Origin of the sequence: Nocardia sp. NPDC049526 (assembly GCF_044465765.1) — a bacterium.
In the GTDB taxonomy this organism is placed as follows: domain Bacteria; phylum Actinomycetota; class Actinomycetes; order Mycobacteriales; family Mycobacteriaceae; genus Nocardia.
In genome coordinates this window covers 271,284-290,785 of the sequence record NZ_JBITMA010000005.1, presented here as the reverse complement: position 1 = coordinate 290,785, position 19,502 = coordinate 271,284, and the positions used below count along the sequence as shown (strand labels likewise).

The following is a 19,502-nucleotide window of genomic DNA, read 5'->3' as shown; positions in this document are numbered from 1 at the left end:
CGCAACGCCGACGCCGATCCCACTATGGCGCAGCGAACTCACGGCATATGGTCACCGTCCTTCCGATGGGCCGGCTGGGTCGTCGACGATCCAGCGGCCGTCGAGGTCGGGAAGCCTGGCACGGACCTCCGGGAGCAGATCGCGCAGCGTCAGCAGCACGAAATCCGGTCGGGCGGAGACGAGTTCGGCAGGGGAGATGATCGGGATATCGGTGCCGGGCATCCGGCGGCCCTGTTTGGCGGGTGAGGCATCGGCGACCGCGGCGATGAGCCCGCGGTGCACTCCGGCAATGCTGAAGAGCGCGACCGCGCGCGATGCCGCCCCATAGGCGTACACCCGTCTGTGGCGCGCTGCCATCGCCTCGAGCCAGCGGCGTAGTAGTCGGGCGTGCTCGTCGCTACTGCGCTGAAGGCCCTGTAGCGCAACGAGTTCGGTGTATTCGGCTTCCGCGGCGCGAATCGCGCGCACGGATTCGTCCGGTTCGACCGTGCCGTGCACCGCGCCGATCAGGACGGTGCCGCCGTACAGATCGAACTCCCACGCCTTCGCCACACTCATCCCGGCGGCCTCGAGCAATCGGTGCAGTGCGCCGAGCGAGTAGTACGCGAAATGCCCGTGCCGCAATGCATTCCACTGACCCGCTGCGACGATGCTAGCCAGCGAGTGGTACTGGAGCAGCAGCACGCCCGTCGGTGCGGTCGCCGCGGCCCGTTGCGCGAAGGCGGCCCGCTGATCCGGCTCGTGCATGATGCCGAAGCAGTCGAGCACCACATCGGCGACTCCATCGACGGATTCGAACCCGCGCCCGGCGAGCAACGGCAGCCAGGTACCGCCGTGCGGACTGCCGAATTCGCGCACGGTCCGCCCGCGCAACAGCCCGGCGCGCGTCACCCGGGCCACCGCCTCGGCGGCCTGATCGCGCAGCGCCTGCGGTTCGATACCGCGCGGCTCCGCGGTACGAGTGTCGTCATCTGCCAATTGCGCCAGCCCGCAGGCACCGCAGACATCCATGCGCAGCGGATGCGCGACCTCGGTGGTTTCGATCGCACTGCGCGCGAGCGGAAAGTGATCGGCGGCAGGAACTTTGCCGAGATCGAGCACCGGGGTGAGTTCGGTACTCGAGCAGCCGCGGCAACCGCGACCCGGGACGGTGCCGTTCATGACACGATGGCCTGGTGCGTATCGAACACACCGATCTCGCCGATGTCCTGGTGCTGGTGCCCGAACCATTCCGGGACGACCGCGGCCTGTTCATCCGTACCTTCGACGCCACGGGCTTCGACGCCCACCTCGGCGCACCCGGTACGGCGGCCGCATTCGTGCAGGATTCGCAATCCCGTTCGGCACGCGGAGTCATCCGGGGCATGCACGGACGATCCGGGCGTGGTGAGGCGAAGCTGGTGCGCTGCGCGCACGGCGCGGTGCACGACGTGCTGGTCGATATCCGGCCGGATTCGCCGAGTTTCGGGCGGCAGCAGGCATTTCGGCTCGACGACACCGAATTCCGGCATCTGTACGTGCCGCCTGGCTTCCTGCACGGCTTCCAGGCGCTCAGCGCGACGGCCGATGTCTGCTACCGGATCGACCGTCCGCACGATCCGGCCGAGGATATCGGCGTGGCCTACGATGATCCGGAACTGGCCATCGCCTGGCCGCTGCCGGTCACCGTGGTCTCGGCCCGCGACCGAGCCGCGGGCAGTTGGCGACAGCTGCGCACGACGCTGCCTCGCTGACGCTGGGCTCCGTCGTGCGCAGCAGGCGCGCTGTGCCCATGGTTCGCTCGCTGAATCTCGCTCACGAAACGTGCTGAGCCGCAGGAGCAGTGATTCGACGCATCGACGCATCCAGCACCCCGGTATCTCGCAATTTCTCCAGATGCGGCAAACGGGTGAACCGGCGGAAGAAATCGTCACTGGTCAGTCCTCTGGCGGTGTATTCGCGATACAGCTGCTCGGCCCCGGCAGCCACCGTCCAGGTGGCGCGGTAGCCGAGAGCCGAACGGGCGGCGGAGAAGTCGACGCGGTAGGATCTCGGGTCCGCGCCGCTCTCGCCGGTGATGGACAGCCGTGCGCCCGGCACCGCGGCCACCACGGCCTCGGCGATATCGGCCACCGTGAGGTTGTTCGCCTCGGTGCCGATATTGAATGCCCGGCAGTCGATCGCCGCACGCGGCGCCGTCAGACAGGTCGCGAAGGCCTTGGCGATATCGTCGGCATGCACCAGCGGCCGCCACGGTGTCCCGTCCGAGAGAACCTTGACCTCGCCGGTGAGCACCGCGTAACCGACCAGATTGTTGAGCACGATATCCGCGCGCAGTCGCGGCGAGAAGCCGAATGCCGTTGCGTTGCGCAGGAATACCGGCGTGAAGTCGGCATCTGCCAGCGCCGCGACATCGTCCTCGACCCGCACCTTGCTCTCGGCGTAGGGCGTGATCGGACGCAGCGGGGCTTCCTCGGTGACCAGATCCTCGCCCGCCGCGCCGTACACCGAACAGGTCGATGCGTACAGAAACCGCCGCACCCCAGCCTCTTTCGCAAGCCGGGCCAGCCGCACCGACGCGTGATGGTTGATCGCGTAGGTGATTTCGGGATCGAGCGCGCCGAGCGGATCATTGGACAGCGCCGCCAGATGGATCACCGCATCGAACCCGGTGAGCTGTTCGACGGTCACATCGCGCAGGTCGACCGCGAGACCGGGCGGATCGCCGGGCAGTCGGCCGAGGACGCAATCGGCGAAGAATCCGGTATCGAGTCCGACCACCTCGTGGCCCGCGGCGCGCAGCACCGGCGCCATGATCGTGCCGAGATAACCCTGATGTCCGGTGAGCAGTACACGCATGCCCGCGTCTTCGGCAGTCAATTGAGCTCCAGTAGTCATGACAGACCCAAATCGACGACAACCTTGTCGACAACGAATGCTTCGGCATGCCGATCCCGGCATTGCACCCCACGCAGCCGGGACAGACCGGTGAACGACTGCTCGTCGAACCAGTCCCGCCCCACTTGCGAAGGGTAGTGCTTCTGCAGCAGCCGTGCCTTTTCCTCGGCGAATTCCGTTGCTATCGGCACGAATACGGTCGGCGTCGGCGTATCGGTCTCCCACTTGAGAATTTCGTAGCCGAGCACCAGATGGTCCCGGAATTCGGTGGGTACCAGTTCGGCGAGGAGCCGATGATCCTGATGCGCGTCGCCGCGCTGCGGTGCGAAGACCAGATCCGGTTCGGTGCTCGCGCGGAAAGTGGCCAGCGCCTGCTTGATTCGGTCCCAGTGCGCGGGTGCGCGGCCGTCGGGCAGGTCCAGCACCGTCACGCGCAGATCTGCATCCGGACAGAACGCGGCAAGCGCGGCCCGCTCCTCGTCCTCGCGCGCCGTGCCCGCACCGGTGAGCACCAGTGCGCGCACCCGCAGCCCGGAATGCTTGCGCGCCAACATGAGTAACGTCGAGCCCATGCCGATCGCGATGTCATCGCAGTGCGCGCCCAGCATCGCGATCTCGGTCAGTGGACCGGTGGTCAGCGCGATCATGCGAACTGTTTCTCCCAGACCATCCACGGGCGGATGCCGGATCGGTATGCGGCATCGAGTTCGGCGCGTTCCTTGAAGGTGTCGGCGGGCTTCCAGAAGCCCAGATGCTGATAGCCGTAGAGCCGGCCCTGTCCGGCCAGCCTGCCGCAGGCGTCGGCCACCAGATCGCCGCCGGGCGGCAGCAGATCCAGTACCTCGTGGCTGAGCACGAAGTATCCGCCGTTCTCCCACAGCGGCATCGACGAAACCGGCCGGATCTCCTTGACCTCGCCATTGGGCTTGATATCGACGCAGTGGAACGACTGCTGCGGCGGCACCACCATCATCGAGGCCGCTGCGCCGGAGGCGGTGAAGCGCTCGATCATCTCGTTGAGCGGTGCATCGGTGAGCACGTCGGCGTAGTTGGCCAGGAAGGTCTGCTCGCCCTCGAGATATGGGCGCACCCGGCGCAGCCGCTCGCCGATGGCCGAGTCGAGACCGGTGTCGACGAAGGTGATCGACCAGTCGCCGATATCGGTGCGCAGCAACTCCACCGAACCGTCGCGGATGACGAAGTCGTTGGAGGCCGACTCCTGGTAGGTCAAGAAGAAGTTCTTGATGTGCTCGGCCCCGTAGCCGAGACACAGAATGAAATCCTTGTGGCCGAAGTGCGCGTAATAGCGCATCACATGCCATAGCAGCGGCCGTGGACCGACCAGTTGCATCGGCTTGGGCAGCATGTCGGAGCCGTCGCGCATCCGCATCCCGTACCCGCCGCAAAACAACACAACCTTCATCGCGCGTGCCTTCCCCTCGATTCAGCATTCTTCGTTTCCCCGAGCACGGCGCTGTGCAAAGTCGGTAGTGGATAGACCAGTTCGCCGCCCCACTCGGCGATATGGCTCAGTTGTGCGGTGATCTCGACCTCGAGATTCCACGGCAGTACCAGCACCACATCGGGTCGATCGAGATCGATGCGTGCGGTCGGGTAGATCGGGATCCGGGTGCCCGGGGTGAATCGCCCGTGCTTATAGGGATTTCGGTCGACCGCATAGCTCAGCAGGTCGGGACGGATCCCGCAATAGTTCAGCAGAGTGTTGCCCTTGCCGGGCGCGCCGTAGCCGACCACCCGCTTGCCCTGCGCGCGTGCGTCGAGCAGGAACCGCAGCAATTCCTGACGGACCCGGCGCGCGCTGGCCTCCAGGTGCCGATAGCCCTCGGCGCGGTGCAGGCCTGCGGTCTGCTCGCGGTGCAGTACCTCGCGCACCCGGCTGCTCGGTGCGTCCGCTGCCGCCTCCGGCCGAGCCCACAGTCGGATCGAACCGCCGTGGGTGGCAAGCAGTTCGACATCCACCACGGCCAATCCGGCGGTGGCGAGCGCGCGTTGGGCCGAGAGCACCGTGTAGTACTGGAAATGTTCGTGATAGATGGTGTCGAACTGGCCGAGCTCCATCAGGTTCAGCGCGTGATGCACCTCGATCGAGAGCCAGCCGTCATCGGCGAGCAGTTCGCGCAGTGCGCGGGTGAATCCGCGCAGGTCGGGGACGTGGGCGTAGACATTGTTGGCGACGACCAGGTTTGCGGGCCCGTGCTGGGCGCGGATCCGCTCGGCGAATTCCTCATCGAGGAAGGCGGTTTCGGTCGGCACGCCGAGTTTGCGCGCGGCCGCGCCGACATTCACCGAGGGTTCGATGCCCAGGCACGGGATGCCCGCGGCGACCATATGCCGCAGCAGGTACCCGTCGTTGCTGGCGACCTCGACCACGAATGAATCGGTCTCGAGGTCCAGCTTTTTGATAGCTTCGGAAACGAAGACTTCGGCATGCCGTACCCAACTATCGGAATACGAGGCGAAATACGCGTATTCGGTAAAGGTATCCTCCGGCGTGATCAATGCGGGGATCTGCAACAGTAGGCAGTCCGCGCAGATCCGCAGATGCAGGGGATAGGTCGGCTCGGGAAGATCGAGTTCGTCCACCGCGAGAAATTTCTCGCACGGCGGTGTGGCTCCGAGGTCGAGCACACTCGACAAACGCTCGGAATCGCAAAGTCGACAACGCATCCTGGCCCCCTGCCTCCTGCCGCGTGGATCGGACCCGGCGAATTACCGGCATGCCCATGACGTCGGCGCGATCAAGTGAGACGTTACAGCGAATCGCTTGCGTATAGCTCGTGAAATCGATTGTGCGGTAGCGGTTTTCAGACGAATCTGGAGGCCCTCCGACAGCTGGCATCTGGTGGGCAATCAACTCTTCTTGGTGGCGCAGCCCCCACTGTCATTTCCATCTGGTGTGGGTGCGGGTTCGCCACCTGCCGACTCTTCCCGAAGACGCACTTGTGTCGAGGTCGAAAAAACAGACCGCTCGAATGTTGGCTACTCCGTGGAATACTTTGCGGCACTTCCTGTTCGGTGTGTGCAACGGATTGTGTTCTGTAACAATCGCCTTCGGACCGCCGACTGAAGGAACACCCCGGGCGGTCGAATTGCGTCGAGGGGACCGGTCGACGGGGATCGGGGGCAACGAAAAACTCCCAGGGGGAGGTGTTTGTTCAATGAGCTTCGAGCTCACCGACGATGACGACCTGGATCTCGCAGGCCCATCACCGACCCTGCCGCGCTCCGAGCGCGAACGTTGGCAGACAGAGTATGTACGGCACCTGGCCACAACGGATTTCGCGGTAATCGCCGCGGCCGTCGGCCTTGCACAACTGATCCGATTCGGCGGCCCCGCCGCGCCGCCGCTGGCCTGGCCGATGCCGTACGAGGTCGGCTACACCGTTGTCTCGGTGTTGCTCGCGCTCACCTGGCTCGCTTTCCTCGCGGCATGCAATTCCCGATCGCCACAGGTGGTGGGGTCCGGGTACGAGGAGTACCGGCGGTTGGTTTCGGCCACGTTGCGACTGTTCGGGGCCTTGGCGATCATGTCGCTGATCTTCCAGATCGAGTTCGCGCGAGGCTATCTCGCGATCGCGCTGCCGTTGGGTCTGGTCGGACTGATGGTCAGCCGGTTGCTCTGGCGACTGCACACCAGACAGCGACGCCGGCGCCAGGGCGAATACCGCACGTCGGTACTCGTAGTCGGCTGGCCCGAGGCGGCGCAGGCGATGGCGACCGCCTTCTCCCGCGATCCGGATTCCGGATATCAGGTCGTCGGCGTGTGCATTCCGGATGGCGGCACCGGTGCGACCGACTATGCGATCCGGGCATCTGGAAAGTCGTTCTCGGTGGTCGGCGACGATCGCTCGGTGCTCGACGCGGTGCGCCGCAGCGGGGCCGATACGGTCGCGGTGACCGCGACCGATCACCTCGGGCCCGTCGAATTGCGCCGGATGGCATGGGATCTCGATCCGCTCGGCGTCGAGTTGATCGTCGCGCCGGGGGTCGTCGATATCGCGGGCACCAGGCTGACCAATCGTCAGGTCGCGGGCACGCCGATGCTGCACATCGCCAAACCGCAGTACGACCGCGCGAAGTCGACCGGTAAGGCGGTCTTCGATGTGTGCTTCGCCGGCGCGGTGCTGTTCGCGATCCTGCCCGCGATGCTGGGCATCGCGATGGTGGTCAAGCTGACGAGTTCCGGTCCGGTTTTCTACCGCTCGGAACGAATCGGGCGCGGCGGCAAGCCCTTCCAGATGATCAAGTTCCGCAGTATGTACGTCGACGCGGATCGCAATGCCGCGGCGCTCATCGAGGCGAATGGCGGCAATCCGGTGTTCTTCAAGATGAAGGACGATCCGCGAATCACCCCGATCGGCAAGATCATTCGCAAATTCAGTCTCGACGAGCTACCCCAGTTCCTCAATGTGCTGCGCGGTGAGATGAGCGTGGTCGGCCCGCGTCCGCAGGTGCAGCGCGAGGTCGACACCTACGACGGCAATATGCGGCGCAGGCTGCTGGTGAAGCCGGGCGTCACCGGTCTGTGGCAGGTGAGCGGACGCTCGGATCTATCGCTCGAGGATGCGGTGCGCCTCGACCTGTCCTATGTCGAGAACTGGTCGATGATCCTGGATCTGCTGTTGATCGCCAAGACGATCGGCGCGGTTGCGCGCGGGGAGGGTGCGTACTGAGACTCAGCTGGGGCGGCGGGCCGGGAATTCGGCGGCGAGTTCGGCGAATACCGCGGTATTCAGCGCGAAGGCCCGCTGTCCCTCGTCGAGCACCCGGCGGCGTTCGAGATCGTCGAGCGGCAATTGGTCGAGCAGACCGCGGTATTCGCGTTTGAAGGCCGCCGGATTGCCGAGCGCGTCGAAGACGTAGAAGCGCACACCGTCGCCGCGATGCGGGAGATTCCACAACTTCTCGGCGGTGCCCCGGATGACCTGGCCGCCCGAGAGGTCGCCGAGATAGCGGGTGTAGTGGTGCGCGATGTACCCGGCGGGCCACTCGCGGGCGCATTCGTCGATGCGGGCGGCGTAGGCGGCCGTGGCGGGCAGCGCTTCGAGGGCGTCGCGCCAGTCGGGGCCGATGAGGTGTGCGAGGTCGCGTTCCAGCTCCGCGGCCCTGGCCAGTTCGGGACGGATGAACGGACCCGCGATCGGATCGTCGGCCAGGGCGACCCAGCGGTCTTCCAAGGCGTGGTAGATGAACCAGAGTTGGGCGGTGTAGCGGTGGTAGGAGTCGATGCCGAGTTCGCCGCCGAGCATGTCACTGATGAACGAGGAGTTCTCCGCCGCCTCGTGCTGCTGTGCGGTAGCGGTGCGGATCGCCGTGGAGAACGGGACCTTGTCCGACATTTCTGAACCACCTCACTGATGCCGACGGGGGCCGCAGCAGCTTTGGACACCCTAACTAATCCGTAACCATACCGGCTGTCCCTGGCAGCCACCCGTGCATCATGATCGACGGCCGGATTCCCGACGCCCCGGGTGGCGCGGCAGCCGGCGTATGCGTACGATGACCGGCCTGCGGATCGAGCCGAATCGGCTCAGGATGCGCGGCCTGCGCACGGTGCGGTCGAACCACTCGCCCAGGGTGACGCCCGCGGCCAGCGCACAACCGACGCCGACCGCCGCGAGCACCTGATTGGCACCGATCAGCAGCTCGTCGTTGAGCAGGGCATAGAGCCCGCGATACACCTTCAGGCCCGGCAGCAGCGGGGTGATGCCCGCGAGCGCGACGACCAGCGGGGGAGTCAGCGCCCGCCGCGCCATCAGACCACCGGCCAGACCGACCAGCGTCGCGGCGACCGCGGAGGAGATCACCGGACCGAAGCCGAGATGCTGTACGAGCAGAAAACAGATGGTGCCCGCGGCACCGCCGAATGCGGCCGCGGCGAGCGCGCGACGCTCGGCGTAGCAGGCGAGTGCGAAGGCCAGCGCGGCCACCGCACCGGCCGCGATCTTGATCGGCAGATCGGTGATATCGCGGCTGGAGGTCAGATAGACCGGCGGGATCGTGGCGCCGAGGATATCGCCGACCCGCAGTGCCATCGCGATGCCCGCGATAATGCCGCCGGTCATCATCATGACCTCGAGCATGCGGGCGGTCGCGGTGATCGGCGCGCCGGTTATCGCGTCCTGCACCGCGCCGACCAGCTGCAAACCACTGAGCAGCACGGTGATTCCGGCGGCGATGACCAATGTCGGGTCGACATCGATGTGCAGGGTTACCGCCAGGGTGGCCAGCAGCAGCGCCGGTGTCGCCGCGACCGCGCCGCCCACCACATGCTGGAAGAAGAACGGCAGACCGTAACGATTCAGGACGCGATTGACGCGGTCGATGGCCAGGGTGGTGCCGAAGCTGACCGCGGCGACCAGCCAGCCGCCGCCGAGCAGCGCCGCGATCGATGCGGCGAGCAGCGACCAGCCGAAGGTCGCGACCCAGCGGTGATACGGATGCGGCGCGGAGGTGATCGCGTCCAGGCGGGCGCGCGCGTCCCCGGGTGGGACGACCTCATTGCGGATGCGACGGGTGAGCCGGTCGACCGCGGCGAGGCGGGTGAGGTCCAGTGAGCGGTATTTGACCACCCGCATGCTGCTGGCGGGCGGCAGCAGGGGACCGCGGTCGGCCCAGATCCTGATCGCGTCATAGGTGACGTCGATATCGCAGCGGGCCAGTCCGTAGGTGGCGGCGATGAAGCGCACCTGGGTCATCGTGTCGTTGACACCCGTACCCGAGGCGAGCACCACCTCGCCCACCCGCACGGCCAGATCGAGCACCTCGGCGACGCGCGCATCGTCGGTGAGATCGATCGGCTGCAGCGGCGTCGGCGCGGCGACGATGTGGTCGGCGGTGGCCGGACGGTCGGCGACCAGCAGATCGACCGCCTGTTTGACGACCGGAACGCGGGGCGCTCGCAGGAAGCGCAATCGCGGCCGCCTGGCCGCCTGATCGCCCGGGGCGGTGTCGTCTCCTCCTGAAAATGTGTCCGGACCCATGAGCGCGACCGTAGTCAACCGAGGCCCGGGTTCGCATCCGCAGTGGTCCGAGGGGCCATCTCTAAGGCTGGACGGTTGTCCGGACGCTTGGTCGAAGCCGCCAAAAGTGATAGAACTTGTTCTAATTTGGAGATGGGAGCGTGCACGGTGCGGTACGGAATTGTTTTGTTCACCAGTGACCGGGGCATTACGCCCGCCGATGCGGCCGCGGCCGCCGAGCAAGCCGGATTCGACGCCTTCTACGTGCCCGAACACACCCATATCCCGGTGGTTCGGGCGGCGGCGCATCCGCGCACCGGGGATGCGAGCCTGCCCGACGACCGGTATCTGCGCACGCTGGACCCGTGGGTCGCGCTGGCCACCGCGGCGGCGGTCACCAGCCGGATCACGCTGTCCACCGCGGTCGCCCTGCCCGCCGAACACCATCCGATCACCCTCGCCAAAACCCTCGCCTCGCTGGATCATCTGTCCGGCGGCCGGGTCAGCCTCGGCGTCGGTTTCGGTTGGAATACCGACGAAATGGCGCATCACGGGGTGCCCGCGAACAAGCGCAGGACGGTATTGCGTGAACATCTCGATGCCATGCGGGCGTTGTGGTCGGAGGAGGAAGCCAGCTTCGCGGGGCAGTTCGTGAATTTCGGGCCGAGTTGGTCCTGGCCCAAGCCGGTGCAGAAACGGATTCCGGTGATTCTCGGCGCGGCCGGGACCGAGCAGTCGTTCACCTGGCTGGCCAAGAATGCGGATGCCTGGCTCACCACCCCCACCGAGGATGGCCTCGGGGAGAAAATCGAACTGCTGCACCGAGTTTGGCGCGAACACGAGCGCGAGGGCAGCCCCGAGATCATCGCGCTGGCCGGACGCCACGATGCGGCGCAGCTCGCTCAGTGGGCCGAATTGGGTATCACCGAAGCGGTTTTCGGCCTGCCGGATCGCGATGCCGATGACGTGCGCGCATATCTGACCCGCCTCGCCGGAAAGCTCGGTCTCGAAGCAGCCCGCTGACACCCGCTGACACCCGTCGGCGTCAGCGGGCCTTCCGCTAACCGCGTCGTCTGCGTGCCACCAGCAATCCGATCAGCACACCGGCCACGCCGACGATCGCAACGCCGATCACACCGATCGCTATCAAGCCGGTCGACGAATCCGATTCGGACGCTCTCGATTCCGCGACCGCCGGGGCCGCACCGGGTGTGCGACTCGTCGGTGTCTTCACACCGGTCGAATTCTCACCGAAAACGCCCTCGCCGATGGTGCTCGCGTACGTCGGACCGCTCTCCTTGGTATCGGTGACGGTGAGATCCAATTGCACTGAAACCGGGCGGTTTTCGCCCTGTTCGAAGGTCGAGCCGAGTTTGACGGCAATGTAATACCAACCGGCCACCGCCTCCCGCCGTGACTCCAACTGGTCGGCCTTGCGGTTGTTGTACCGAATCGGCACCGTGGCTATCGCCTTGTTCGTCGGCAGTACCCCCTCGGTGCCGGTATAGGACGAGAAGTCCGAATCGATCTGCTCGCGGATCGGGCTGTAGAGGCTGGTTCGGATATTGGAGAGGTTGGCGAGTCCGCGACCGCCATTGGCCCCGAACCGAACTCGATACGCCAGGCCCTGACCCCAGTCCAATCTGACGCGATAGAACACGAATTCACCCGGCTGGAGCGTATCGGTGTAGCGACTGCTGCCCGGCAGCGTGCCGGCCACGGTGAACGACGAGCCGCCGGATACCGGCGTACCCGCACCACTCGGTTCGACGAAGCTCGTCGGCGGTGCGATCGCGACCGGACCAGTGTCGGTCACCGCGGGTTCGATACCGACGATCAGTTCGATCGGAAGTCGTTCCGGCACACCGGCGGATACGTTCTCCCAGGTCAGTTGGAAGTAGTAGCGGCCGCCGCCCTTGCATTTATCGGAGCCGCTGCTGCCCTTGCGTTCCTTGATCGCACCGTCGAAGGCCTTGGCCACGGTGAGCGCGGCGCCGTCGCTGGATTTGGTGGAGAGCTCGGATTCGAAGACATTGCAGTCCTCGCCGTCCGCACCGTAGACCCGCATTTGCAGGGTGTTCAGATCGTCGGTCGGGGAGATATCGCGCAATCGCGGAAAAGAAAGGGTGCCACTGAAATACGCGGTAGCACCCGCTGGGACATCGACTGCCCAGTAACGCTTTTCCTTCTGACCGATGGTGTCCAGATACTGGCCCGGGGTGGCGACCGGCGCCGCGGCGTAGGTCGGGGCCCCGGTGATCGGTATGCCCACGGCCTGGTAATTGCGCAGGGCGGCCGAGGATATGCGTGGCAGTGTCCGTTCGAGCGCGGGACCGTCGGCGGCGTCGCTGTAGGTACCGCCGGTGGCCTGCGCCATGCAGGTCAGCTGCGCGCGGGCCTTGGCGTCGACGGCGAATCCGATGGTGTGCACGATGAGATCGAGCCCCTGCTTTTTCAATTCGCGGGCGACCTCACAGGGTTCGGGCGGGGAGCAGGTGTCGTCGCCGTCGGAGACCAGGACGATCGAGCGCGGTCCCGATTTGGGCAGTGTCTCGGCGGCCTGGCGCAGTGCGGTGCCCATCGGCGTCCAACCACTGGCCTTGATTCCGTCGACCGCGCTGGTCAGTCCGGTCAGGTCCAGGGTTTCGGGCTTGTGCAGGACCCGGACGTCGCGGCAGCCGGATGTCTTCTCCGCTTCGGTATTTCCGGTGTTCGTGCCGTAAACGGTAAGTCCGACTTTGGATTCCGCGGGTGCGGAACCGACGAAGTTGTGCACGGCATTTTTGGCGGCATCCATCATCGTGCCCGCCGGATCGGGGCGCTGCATGGAGCCGGACGCGTCCAGAATGAGCATGGTCGGCGCGTACTGCGGGTTGTCCGGACTCTGCTGTGCCTGCGCGGGCAGTGCCGCCACGGCGAGTCCGATCAAACTCGCAGCAGTGGCCGCGGTCAGTCGGGTAAAGCGCTGGGTAATTCTCGACATTTGCCTCGTCTGCTTATTTCGCTTTGGTAACGGAGCAGACGTTACCCATAGAGGGCGGGTGTTCCCATTGGTGAAACGGGCACTGGCATAACCGGTTGTCTGTACCGGCTGGTCACGGTGATACCCGGTGTCAGGGAGATATTCCAGAACTCGGCGTAGCGGCCATCGCGACGCAAGAGTTCGTGGTGTGTGCCTTGTTCGACGATCCGGCCGCCGTCGAGGAAGACGATGTGATCGGCGTCGTCGGACGGTCCGCAGTCGGTGCGCGACCAGTACCACTGTCGAGCCCGCCATCAGGCGTTCGATGCCGTCGTGGACGGCTGCCTCGTTCACCGGGTCCAGTGAAAGACGCTGGGCATCGACCTCACCGACCTCACCGGACGGCCCCGGGCCGGACTCGCCCTCACTGCGTGGCGGCTCCTCGACGAGCGGCACAGTGCCCCGCATCGAGCGGTGAAACTCGTTGCGGGGCACTGCTGTCCGAGTCTCAGCGCAGATCGCGGCGGCGGAAGCCTACGATCCCGATCCCGAGCAGCGCGGCCGCGATCCCGAGCAGCCACAGGATCGGCGTGGCTTCGAAGGATGAGCCGGGCAGCTTCGGCGGGTGCGCGAAGGGGACGAGATCGCGGACCCACTGGGGGAGTCCGTCGAGCGCGCCGATGACGAAGATGATGATCATCGTGCTCAGCACACCCCAGGCGACCGGCGTGTAGCGGGGTGTGAGCCCGTAGATCGCCACCGTGATCGCGGTGAGCACCCACACCGCGGGCAGTTGCACCGCCGCTGCGCCTAGGCAGTCGCCCAGTTTGCCCGCCAGATCGCCATCCGAAATGCCGTAGATGACTCCGACCGCCGCACCCGCGAGGAACAGCAGCGCCACCGGTCCGAGCAGCGCTATGCCGATATGGCTGAGCGCGTAGCGTTCCCGGCTCACCGAACCGGCCAGCGTTGCCTCGGCGCGCTGGCTCGACTCCTCCTCGTGCAGTCGCAGCACCGCCGAGATGGAGTAGGCCGACGCCGCGATGGCCAGCATGCTGAGGGCGAAGGTGATGAAGGAATTCTGCAGCATATCGGTGCCGCCCATCCGGTTGATCACATCGCGGACCTGCTTGCTGTTGTCGAGCATGTCGCCGACGCTGTTGATGGCGCCACCCATCAGCGATCCGTAGAGCAGGAAGCCGATGGACCAGGCCAGCAGAGAGCCGCGCTGTAGCCGCCACGCGAGCCCCGACGGACCGGAAAGTGTGGGCGCCGCGGCCGGTGCGCCCGGCCGCTCGGCGAGCAGGCCCGATCCGGTATCACGTTGCCGCAGTAGCATATACGCGGCGATCGCGGTCACGATGGTGACAGTGAGCAACGGAATCAATACCCACCAGCGCTCATCCGCATACGGCCGCATATTGATACACCAGCCGAGCGGCGAAAACCAGGACAGCACACCGTTTCCGGCGTCGCCGACCGCGCGCAACGCGAAGGCCGTGCCGAGTGCGCCGAACGCCACCCCGCGCGCGACCCGCGCACCCACGCTCACCTGTGCCGCGATGGCGGCGACCCCGGCCCAGACCAGACCGGAACTGCCGAGCGTCGCGCCGTAGGCCAGCGAACCGGCGGCCGGCAGGTCACTGCCATAGAGCGCGAGGGCGCTCAGGATGGCGACGATCAGACAGCCGGTCGCCGTCATGATCATGGCGGCGGTCAACCCCGCGTAGCGGCCGATACTCGTGGCGCCGACCAGTTCCGCGCGACCGGTCTCCTCCTCGACCCGGGTGTGCCGGATGACGGTGAGAATCGTCGCGATCGCCATCATCGCGTAGAACGGGCCGGCCTTCCACAGCCCGACCGAGCCCAGATCGGTGCTGAAGACCGGCCGGTACATGGCAATGAGCGCCGGGCTTTCCATGACCGACCGCGCCGCATGATCGAGGTCGGCCTGCGTGGTGTAAACGGCCTTGGCGCTGCTGACATAGGCGGCGGGCAGCAGGCCGAAAGCAAATACCCACAGCGGCAAAACAATTCGGTCGCGACGCAGGAACAGTCGCAGCAATTGGGCGGTACCGGCGAAGTCGGCCGACCCGCGCCCGGCGGGCGTGGCGTAATGCCTGCCGCCCACGGTTGCGGTTGTCATGATCCCACCTTCTCCATGGTCGCCCTCGCCTGCTCGGACGTCGCGCCGTCGACGTGGTAATGCCGCATGAACAGCTCCTCCAACGTCGGCGGCGCACTGGTGAGGCTGCGCACTCCGGCATCGCCGAGGATCCGGATCAACTCGCCGGGATGTTCCCCGTCCACTTGACAGCGCAGCGTCGAGCCGTCGCGTTCGATGTCCTCGACACCCGGGATCCGGCTGAGATCGCCTGGGTCGCCGAGCAATTCGGCGGTGATGGAGGTACGCGACAAATGGCGCATATCCGCGAGCGATCCGCTTTCCACGGTGCGTCCGGCCCGGATGATGGTCACCCGGTCACACAGCACCTCCACCTCGGAGAGGATATGGCTGGAGAGCAGGACCGTGGTGCCGCGCTGGTTGGCCTCTTCGACGCATTCGCGAAAGACCTGCTCCATCAATGGATCCAGGCCGGAGGTCGGTTCGTCGAGCAGCAGCAGACGCACATCGGAGGCAAGCGCGGAGATCAAGGCGACCTTCTGCCTGTTGCCCTTGGAGTAGGTGCGTGCCTTCTTGCGCGGATCCAGATCGAATCGCTCGATGAGTTCGGTGCGACGCTGCGGGTTGATTTCACCGCGCATTCTGGCCAATAGGTCGATGGTTTCCCCGCCGGATAATGATGGCCATAGAGTGACATCACCTGGTACATAGGCGATTTCGCGGTGCAGTTCGACCGCATCGGTCCACGGGTCGCGCCCGAGCAGCCGGGCCTCGCCGGAGCTGGCGCGCAGGATCCCCAGCAGGATACGGATGGTGGTCGACTTACCCGCGCCGTTCGGGCCCAGGAAGCCATGGATTTCGCCCTCGCGGACCGCGAGATCCAGCCCGGTCAGGGCGGCGAAGTGGCCGAAGTTCTTGTGCAGATCGCGAACTTCGATGATGTCGGACATCAGGTCTCCTTGGTAAGGGTGTCCAAAATCGTTGGGTCGGTAAGGAATCCCTGGGTGTAGAGCTCCGCGGCGGGCAGCATGAACTCCTCGGTCAAGGTGCGAACGAGCTTGCGGTAGTCCAGCTTTTCGCCGCGTTGCTGCAGCAGGGTGAAGTACAGAACGGTCGCGCCGACATTGACCATCGTCAGATATTTGGCCCGCGCGGCCGGATCACGGCTCGGCTTGAGGGTGCCCGCCTCGACGCCTGCCTGGATGTAGTCCTCGGCATCCGAGATCATGTGTTCGAGCAATGATTCGGCCAAGGGTCCGCCCGCCTGCAGGCTGCGCACCATGTAGGCGACCAGCGGGCCGTAAGCCTCGATCTCGGACATCGCGTCGAGCATGCTTTTCGCGACGTTCGTCTCGGTGGCGGTCTTCCACTTCTGGTCCCGGATCAACTCCAGCACCCGGTCGTCGCAGGCGGCCCGCAGGCCGTCCTTGGAGCCGAAATGATGGTTGACCAGTCCAGGGGAGACACCGGCCGCTGCGGCGATTGCGCGCACTCCGACCTGGAATCCGTTGTCACCGAACACCTCGATCGCGATATCGCGAATGCGGGCGGCGGTGGTGAGATCCGAATTCGGGGTCGACGTCACGCGGCGCCTCCTAGCTCGGCGGGTCCTTGCGATACGGCTCTCTGGTTGAACACATGTTTAGTATATTAAACATGCGTTCAATGGTAAAGCAAGAGTTCGGCGAAGATGTCGTGTCAAGATATTTGTGACAGTAGAATGTGCTGGTCAGCGCCTTGGAAGCGGATACCGAGGACGGCATCCGATCGGCGCCCACCGGCCGCTGGACGTCCGCGAAACGCTACTGTCGGGGTATGCCTGACACCGAGAACGTCTCGACATCGGACCACCTCCGCGACGCACTCGACGGCCCATGGCGCGCGGTTCGCGCCGAGGCCAGGGTGCAACTGGCCGGAGACCAGTTCACCGGCGATCCGTATCTCGACTACCGCGCGGCACGGGCGCGGGTACTCGAGCAGATGCGGGCGATCGCATCGATGGGCTACGCGGAGCGTGGGTTCCGACGCGAGAACGGGGGTACGGGGGAGCCGGGGGAGGCGGTGATCGGACTGGAGATGCTGGCGTACGCCGACCTGTCGCTGTGGGTGAAATCGGGCGTGCAGTGGGGCTTGTTCGGCGGGGCCGTGGAGAACCTCGGGACCGAACGGCATCGCGACGTGGTCAAGCGGCTGATCTCACTGGATCTGCTCGGCTGTTTCGCGATGACCGAATCCGGACACGGCAGCGATGTCGCGAATCTGGAGACGACCGCGACCTATGATCCGCAGACCCAGGAGTTCGTCGTCGATTCGCCGACACCGTCTGCTCGCAAGGACTACATCGGCGGCGCGGCCGAACATGCCGGGATGGCAGCGGTTTTCGCGCAGTTGATCACCGAGGGGACGAGCCAGGGCGTGCACTGCTTCCTGGTGCCGATCCGGGATGAACACGGCGCCGACCTGCCGGGTGTGACCACCTACGACGACGGCCTCAAGGGCGGTCTGCTCGGTGTCGACAACGGCCGCATCGTCTTCGATCACGTGCGCATTCCCCGGGAGAACCTGCTCAACCGGTACGCCGATGTCGCCCCCGACGGTACCTACAGCTCCGATATCGAGAATCCGAGCCGCCGATTCTTCACCACGCTGGGCACTCTGGTACGCGGGCGGGTCAGCGTCGGTGGCGCGGCAGCCGCCGGTGCGCGGGTCGCATTGAGCATTGCCACGCGATACGCACTGAAGCGCCGCCAATTCTCGGATCCGGACAGCGGCCAGGAGACCTTGCTGCTGGACTACCGCAGTCATCAGCGGCGGCTGCTGCCGTTGATTGCCCGGTCGTATGCGCTTGCCTTCGCGCAGAACGATCTGGTCCGCCGCATGCATCTGGTGCAGACCGGTCAGGATCTCGATCCCGGCGCGCAGCGCGCCCTGGAGAAGCGGGCCGCCGGACTCAAGGTCGCACAGACCGGCTTCGCCACCCGTGCCATCCAGGAATGTCGCGAAGCCTGCGGCGGCGCAGGCTATCTCACCGAGAACCGGCTCGTCACACTGAAGGCCGATACCGATGTGTTCACCACCTTCGAAGGCGACAATGTCGTACTCACCCAGCTGGTGGCCAAGGAACTGCTCACCGCCTACTCCGATGAGATCCGCGATCTGGACGCGCTCGGCTGGGTGCGCTTCGCCGCCACCATGGCCGGTGATGTGGTCCGCAAGCGTTCCGGTGTGCGCCAACTGATCCAGACGCTGCGCGACCGCGGTGACGACACGGTTGACGACGGCGATCTGTCCCGCCGCTCGGTGCAGCTGCAGCTGTTCGCCGATCGCGAGGACTATCTGGTGCGCACAGCCGGACACCGGCTGCGTGCCCGCGCGAAGGACACTGCACCGTTCGAGGCGTTCAACAATGCGCAGGACCACATCCTCGCCGCGGGCGCCGCACATATCGATCGACTGATTCTCGAGGCGTTCATCGAAGGTATTGCCGGAATTGCGGATCCGGAGGCGCGCGAACTCGCCGAGACCGTCTGCGATCTGTATGTCTACTCGATGGTCGAGGAGAACCAGGCGTGGTTCATCATGCACCGGTTCATGTCGGTGGAACGGGCGAAGGCCGTGCGACGCGGTGTCAATGAACTGGTCGACCGGCTGCGCCCGGATGCGCTGACGCTGGTCGAGGGCATGGGTGTGCCGGAGAGCATGCTGCGTGCGGCGCTGCTGGATGATGCGAGCGTGTTCGATCGGACCAGTATTCGTACGACGGTTTAACGGATCTAGGAGTCGACGCGCGCTTGGTCCGAGAGAAATCGCTCGGTGAGCTTCCAACACACGACGACCAGCGCGATCGCCACCGCCGCACCGCCGAGAATATCGGTGGGCAGGTGATAGGCGAGGCCGATCATGCCGACCGCGGCGCAGACCAGTGCGGCGGTGGCGATCACGATGGTGCCGACGCGCGCCCGCCTCGAGTCGGTCAGCACGACGAATGCGGTGGCGATCGCGACCAGATGCACGGTATGCCCGCTCGGATACGCGAGATAGTCGTGCAGCGGTCGATCCCACAGCGGTTTGAGCACCCAGCTGTTGATTCCGACGACGAACTCGGGAATTACCACCATTGCCACGGCCCGCCGCCACTGCCCCCGATAGCCGAACCAGGAGGCGGCTGCGAGCAATACCGGGATCAGGATGTAGCCGTTGCTGGGGATCACCAGCGCCTCGTAGCCACCGGGATGGTCGTCCAGCGCCGAGTGGATCGGCTGGGCGAGCGCGCGATCCAGATCGGTGGCCGCGCCGTCGCCGGGGAAGGTGAGTGGCAGCGTCACCGCGATGCCGATGCCGACGAGCACCACGCACAGCGCGACGAGGTTCGCCCGCACCCGGCCGAGCCACCCCTCCCATTTTACGATCACCGCTCGACGATAGGGCACCCGCGAACAGACACCATCGGTCGCGGGCACACGCCGCCGGGGCGCAACTGCTGCGCGCCGGTATCGACAGCATGCGGTGCCGGAAAGCGGCGGCATCGGCTACCGGCTCGTCAGCACGGTTCGCG

General features: G+C 65.8%; 16 protein-coding genes. 4 read left to right on the top strand and 12 right to left on the bottom strand.

Features of this window, described 5'->3' with window-relative positions; all coding sequences use genetic code 11:
• Positions 1-51: 51 nt before the first annotated feature.
• Positions 52-1,161: a class I SAM-dependent methyltransferase gene (locus tag ACIBW7_RS17880; protein WP_397047442.1), complete on the bottom strand. Its 1,110-nt coding sequence runs from the start codon at positions 1,159-1,161 to the stop codon at positions 52-54.
• A gap of 14 nt (positions 1,162-1,175) precedes the next feature.
• Between ACIBW7_RS17880 and rfbC the strand changes: the two genes are divergently transcribed.
• The gene (gene rfbC, locus ACIBW7_RS17875; RefSeq protein WP_397047440.1) at positions 1,176-1,733 is read left to right on the top strand and encodes a dTDP-4-dehydrorhamnose 3,5-epimerase; all 558 of its coding nucleotides are present in this window, start codon (positions 1,176-1,178) and stop codon (positions 1,731-1,733) included.
• 61 nt (positions 1,734-1,794) lie between these two features.
• On the opposite strand, the gene ACIBW7_RS17870 is transcribed toward rfbC, so the two are convergent.
• Genes ACIBW7_RS17870 through ACIBW7_RS17855 form a run of 4 tightly spaced genes read right to left on the bottom strand, consistent with a single transcriptional unit; the run spans position 1,795 to position 5,565 of the window.
• Positions 1,795-2,838 (bottom strand): NAD-dependent epimerase/dehydratase family protein, encoded by a 1,044-nt coding sequence (locus ACIBW7_RS17870; protein ID WP_397048162.1) that lies wholly within the window; start codon positions 2,836-2,838, stop codon positions 1,795-1,797.
• Positions 2,839-2,873: 35 nt separating this feature from the next.
• On the bottom strand, positions 2,874-3,524 hold the full coding sequence (locus tag ACIBW7_RS17865) for a PIG-L deacetylase family protein (protein WP_397047438.1): 651 nt from the start codon (positions 3,522-3,524) through the stop codon (positions 2,874-2,876).
• Positions 3,521-4,300, bottom strand: a complete 780-nt coding sequence (locus ACIBW7_RS17860) for a glucose-1-phosphate cytidylyltransferase (protein ID WP_397047436.1) — start codon at positions 4,298-4,300, stop codon at positions 3,521-3,523. Before ACIBW7_RS17860 ends, ACIBW7_RS17865 begins: the two co-directional genes overlap by 4 nt.
• Positions 4,297-5,565, bottom strand: a complete 1,269-nt coding sequence (locus ACIBW7_RS17855) for a methyltransferase domain-containing protein (protein WP_397047434.1) — start codon at positions 5,563-5,565, stop codon at positions 4,297-4,299. The genes ACIBW7_RS17860 and ACIBW7_RS17855 overlap by 4 nt, the downstream gene beginning before the upstream one ends.
• A gap of 491 nt (positions 5,566-6,056) precedes the next feature.
• Between ACIBW7_RS17855 and ACIBW7_RS17850 the strand changes: the two genes are divergently transcribed.
• A complete protein-coding gene (locus ACIBW7_RS17850) occupies positions 6,057-7,571 on the top strand; it encodes a sugar transferase (RefSeq protein WP_397047433.1) in 1,515 nt (504 codons plus the stop codon).
• Between the two features lie 3 nt (positions 7,572-7,574).
• On the opposite strand, the gene ACIBW7_RS17845 is transcribed toward ACIBW7_RS17850, so the two are convergent.
• Positions 7,575-8,237 carry a heme oxygenase (biliverdin-producing) gene (locus ACIBW7_RS17845; protein ID WP_397047431.1) on the bottom strand — a complete coding sequence of 221 codons (663 nt, stop codon included), beginning with the start codon at positions 8,235-8,237 and terminating at the stop codon, positions 7,575-7,577.
• Positions 8,238-8,336: 99 nt separating this feature from the next.
• Positions 8,337-9,881 (bottom strand): threonine/serine exporter ThrE family protein, encoded by a 1,545-nt coding sequence (locus ACIBW7_RS17840; RefSeq protein ID WP_397047429.1) that lies wholly within the window; start codon positions 9,879-9,881, stop codon positions 8,337-8,339.
• A 147-nt stretch (positions 9,882-10,028) separates the two neighbouring features.
• Here ACIBW7_RS17840 and ACIBW7_RS17835 point away from each other — a divergent pair, with 147 nt between their 5' ends.
• The gene (locus tag ACIBW7_RS17835) at positions 10,029-10,883 is read left to right on the top strand and encodes a TIGR03619 family F420-dependent LLM class oxidoreductase (RefSeq protein WP_387293222.1); all 855 of its coding nucleotides are present in this window, start codon (positions 10,029-10,031) and stop codon (positions 10,881-10,883) included.
• Between the two features lie 37 nt (positions 10,884-10,920).
• On the opposite strand, the gene ACIBW7_RS17830 is transcribed toward ACIBW7_RS17835, so the two are convergent.
• The 4 genes from ACIBW7_RS17830 to ACIBW7_RS17815 all read right to left on the bottom strand — a co-directional run bounded on the left by ACIBW7_RS17830 (position 10,921) and on the right by ACIBW7_RS17815 (position 16,532).
• Complete coding sequence (locus tag ACIBW7_RS17830) at positions 10,921-12,843, bottom strand: VWA domain-containing protein (protein WP_397047427.1); 1,923 nt, start codon at positions 12,841-12,843, stop codon at positions 10,921-10,923.
• A gap of 487 nt (positions 12,844-13,330) precedes the next feature.
• Positions 13,331-14,968, bottom strand: a complete 1,638-nt coding sequence (locus ACIBW7_RS17825) for an ABC transporter permease (protein ID WP_397047425.1) — start codon at positions 14,966-14,968, stop codon at positions 13,331-13,333.
• On the bottom strand, positions 14,965-15,897 hold the full coding sequence (locus tag ACIBW7_RS17820) for an ATP-binding cassette domain-containing protein (RefSeq protein ID WP_397047423.1): 933 nt from the start codon (positions 15,895-15,897) through the stop codon (positions 14,965-14,967). Before ACIBW7_RS17820 ends, ACIBW7_RS17825 begins: the two co-directional genes overlap by 4 nt.
• Complete coding sequence (locus ACIBW7_RS17815) at positions 15,897-16,532, bottom strand: TetR family transcriptional regulator (protein ID WP_357475738.1); 636 nt, start codon at positions 16,530-16,532, stop codon at positions 15,897-15,899. The genes ACIBW7_RS17820 and ACIBW7_RS17815 overlap by 1 nt, the downstream gene beginning before the upstream one ends.
• A gap of 230 nt (positions 16,533-16,762) precedes the next feature.
• On the opposite strand from ACIBW7_RS17815, the gene ACIBW7_RS17810 reads away from it, so the two are divergent.
• Positions 16,763-18,715 (top strand): acyl-CoA dehydrogenase, encoded by a 1,953-nt coding sequence (locus tag ACIBW7_RS17810; protein ID WP_397047421.1) that lies wholly within the window; start codon positions 16,763-16,765, stop codon positions 18,713-18,715.
• 5 nt (positions 18,716-18,720) lie between these two features.
• On the opposite strand, the gene ACIBW7_RS17805 is transcribed toward ACIBW7_RS17810, so the two are convergent.
• Positions 18,721-19,359, bottom strand: a complete 639-nt coding sequence (locus ACIBW7_RS17805; protein ID WP_397047419.1) for a phosphatase PAP2 family protein — start codon at positions 19,357-19,359, stop codon at positions 18,721-18,723.
• Positions 19,360-19,502 lie beyond the last annotated feature (143 nt).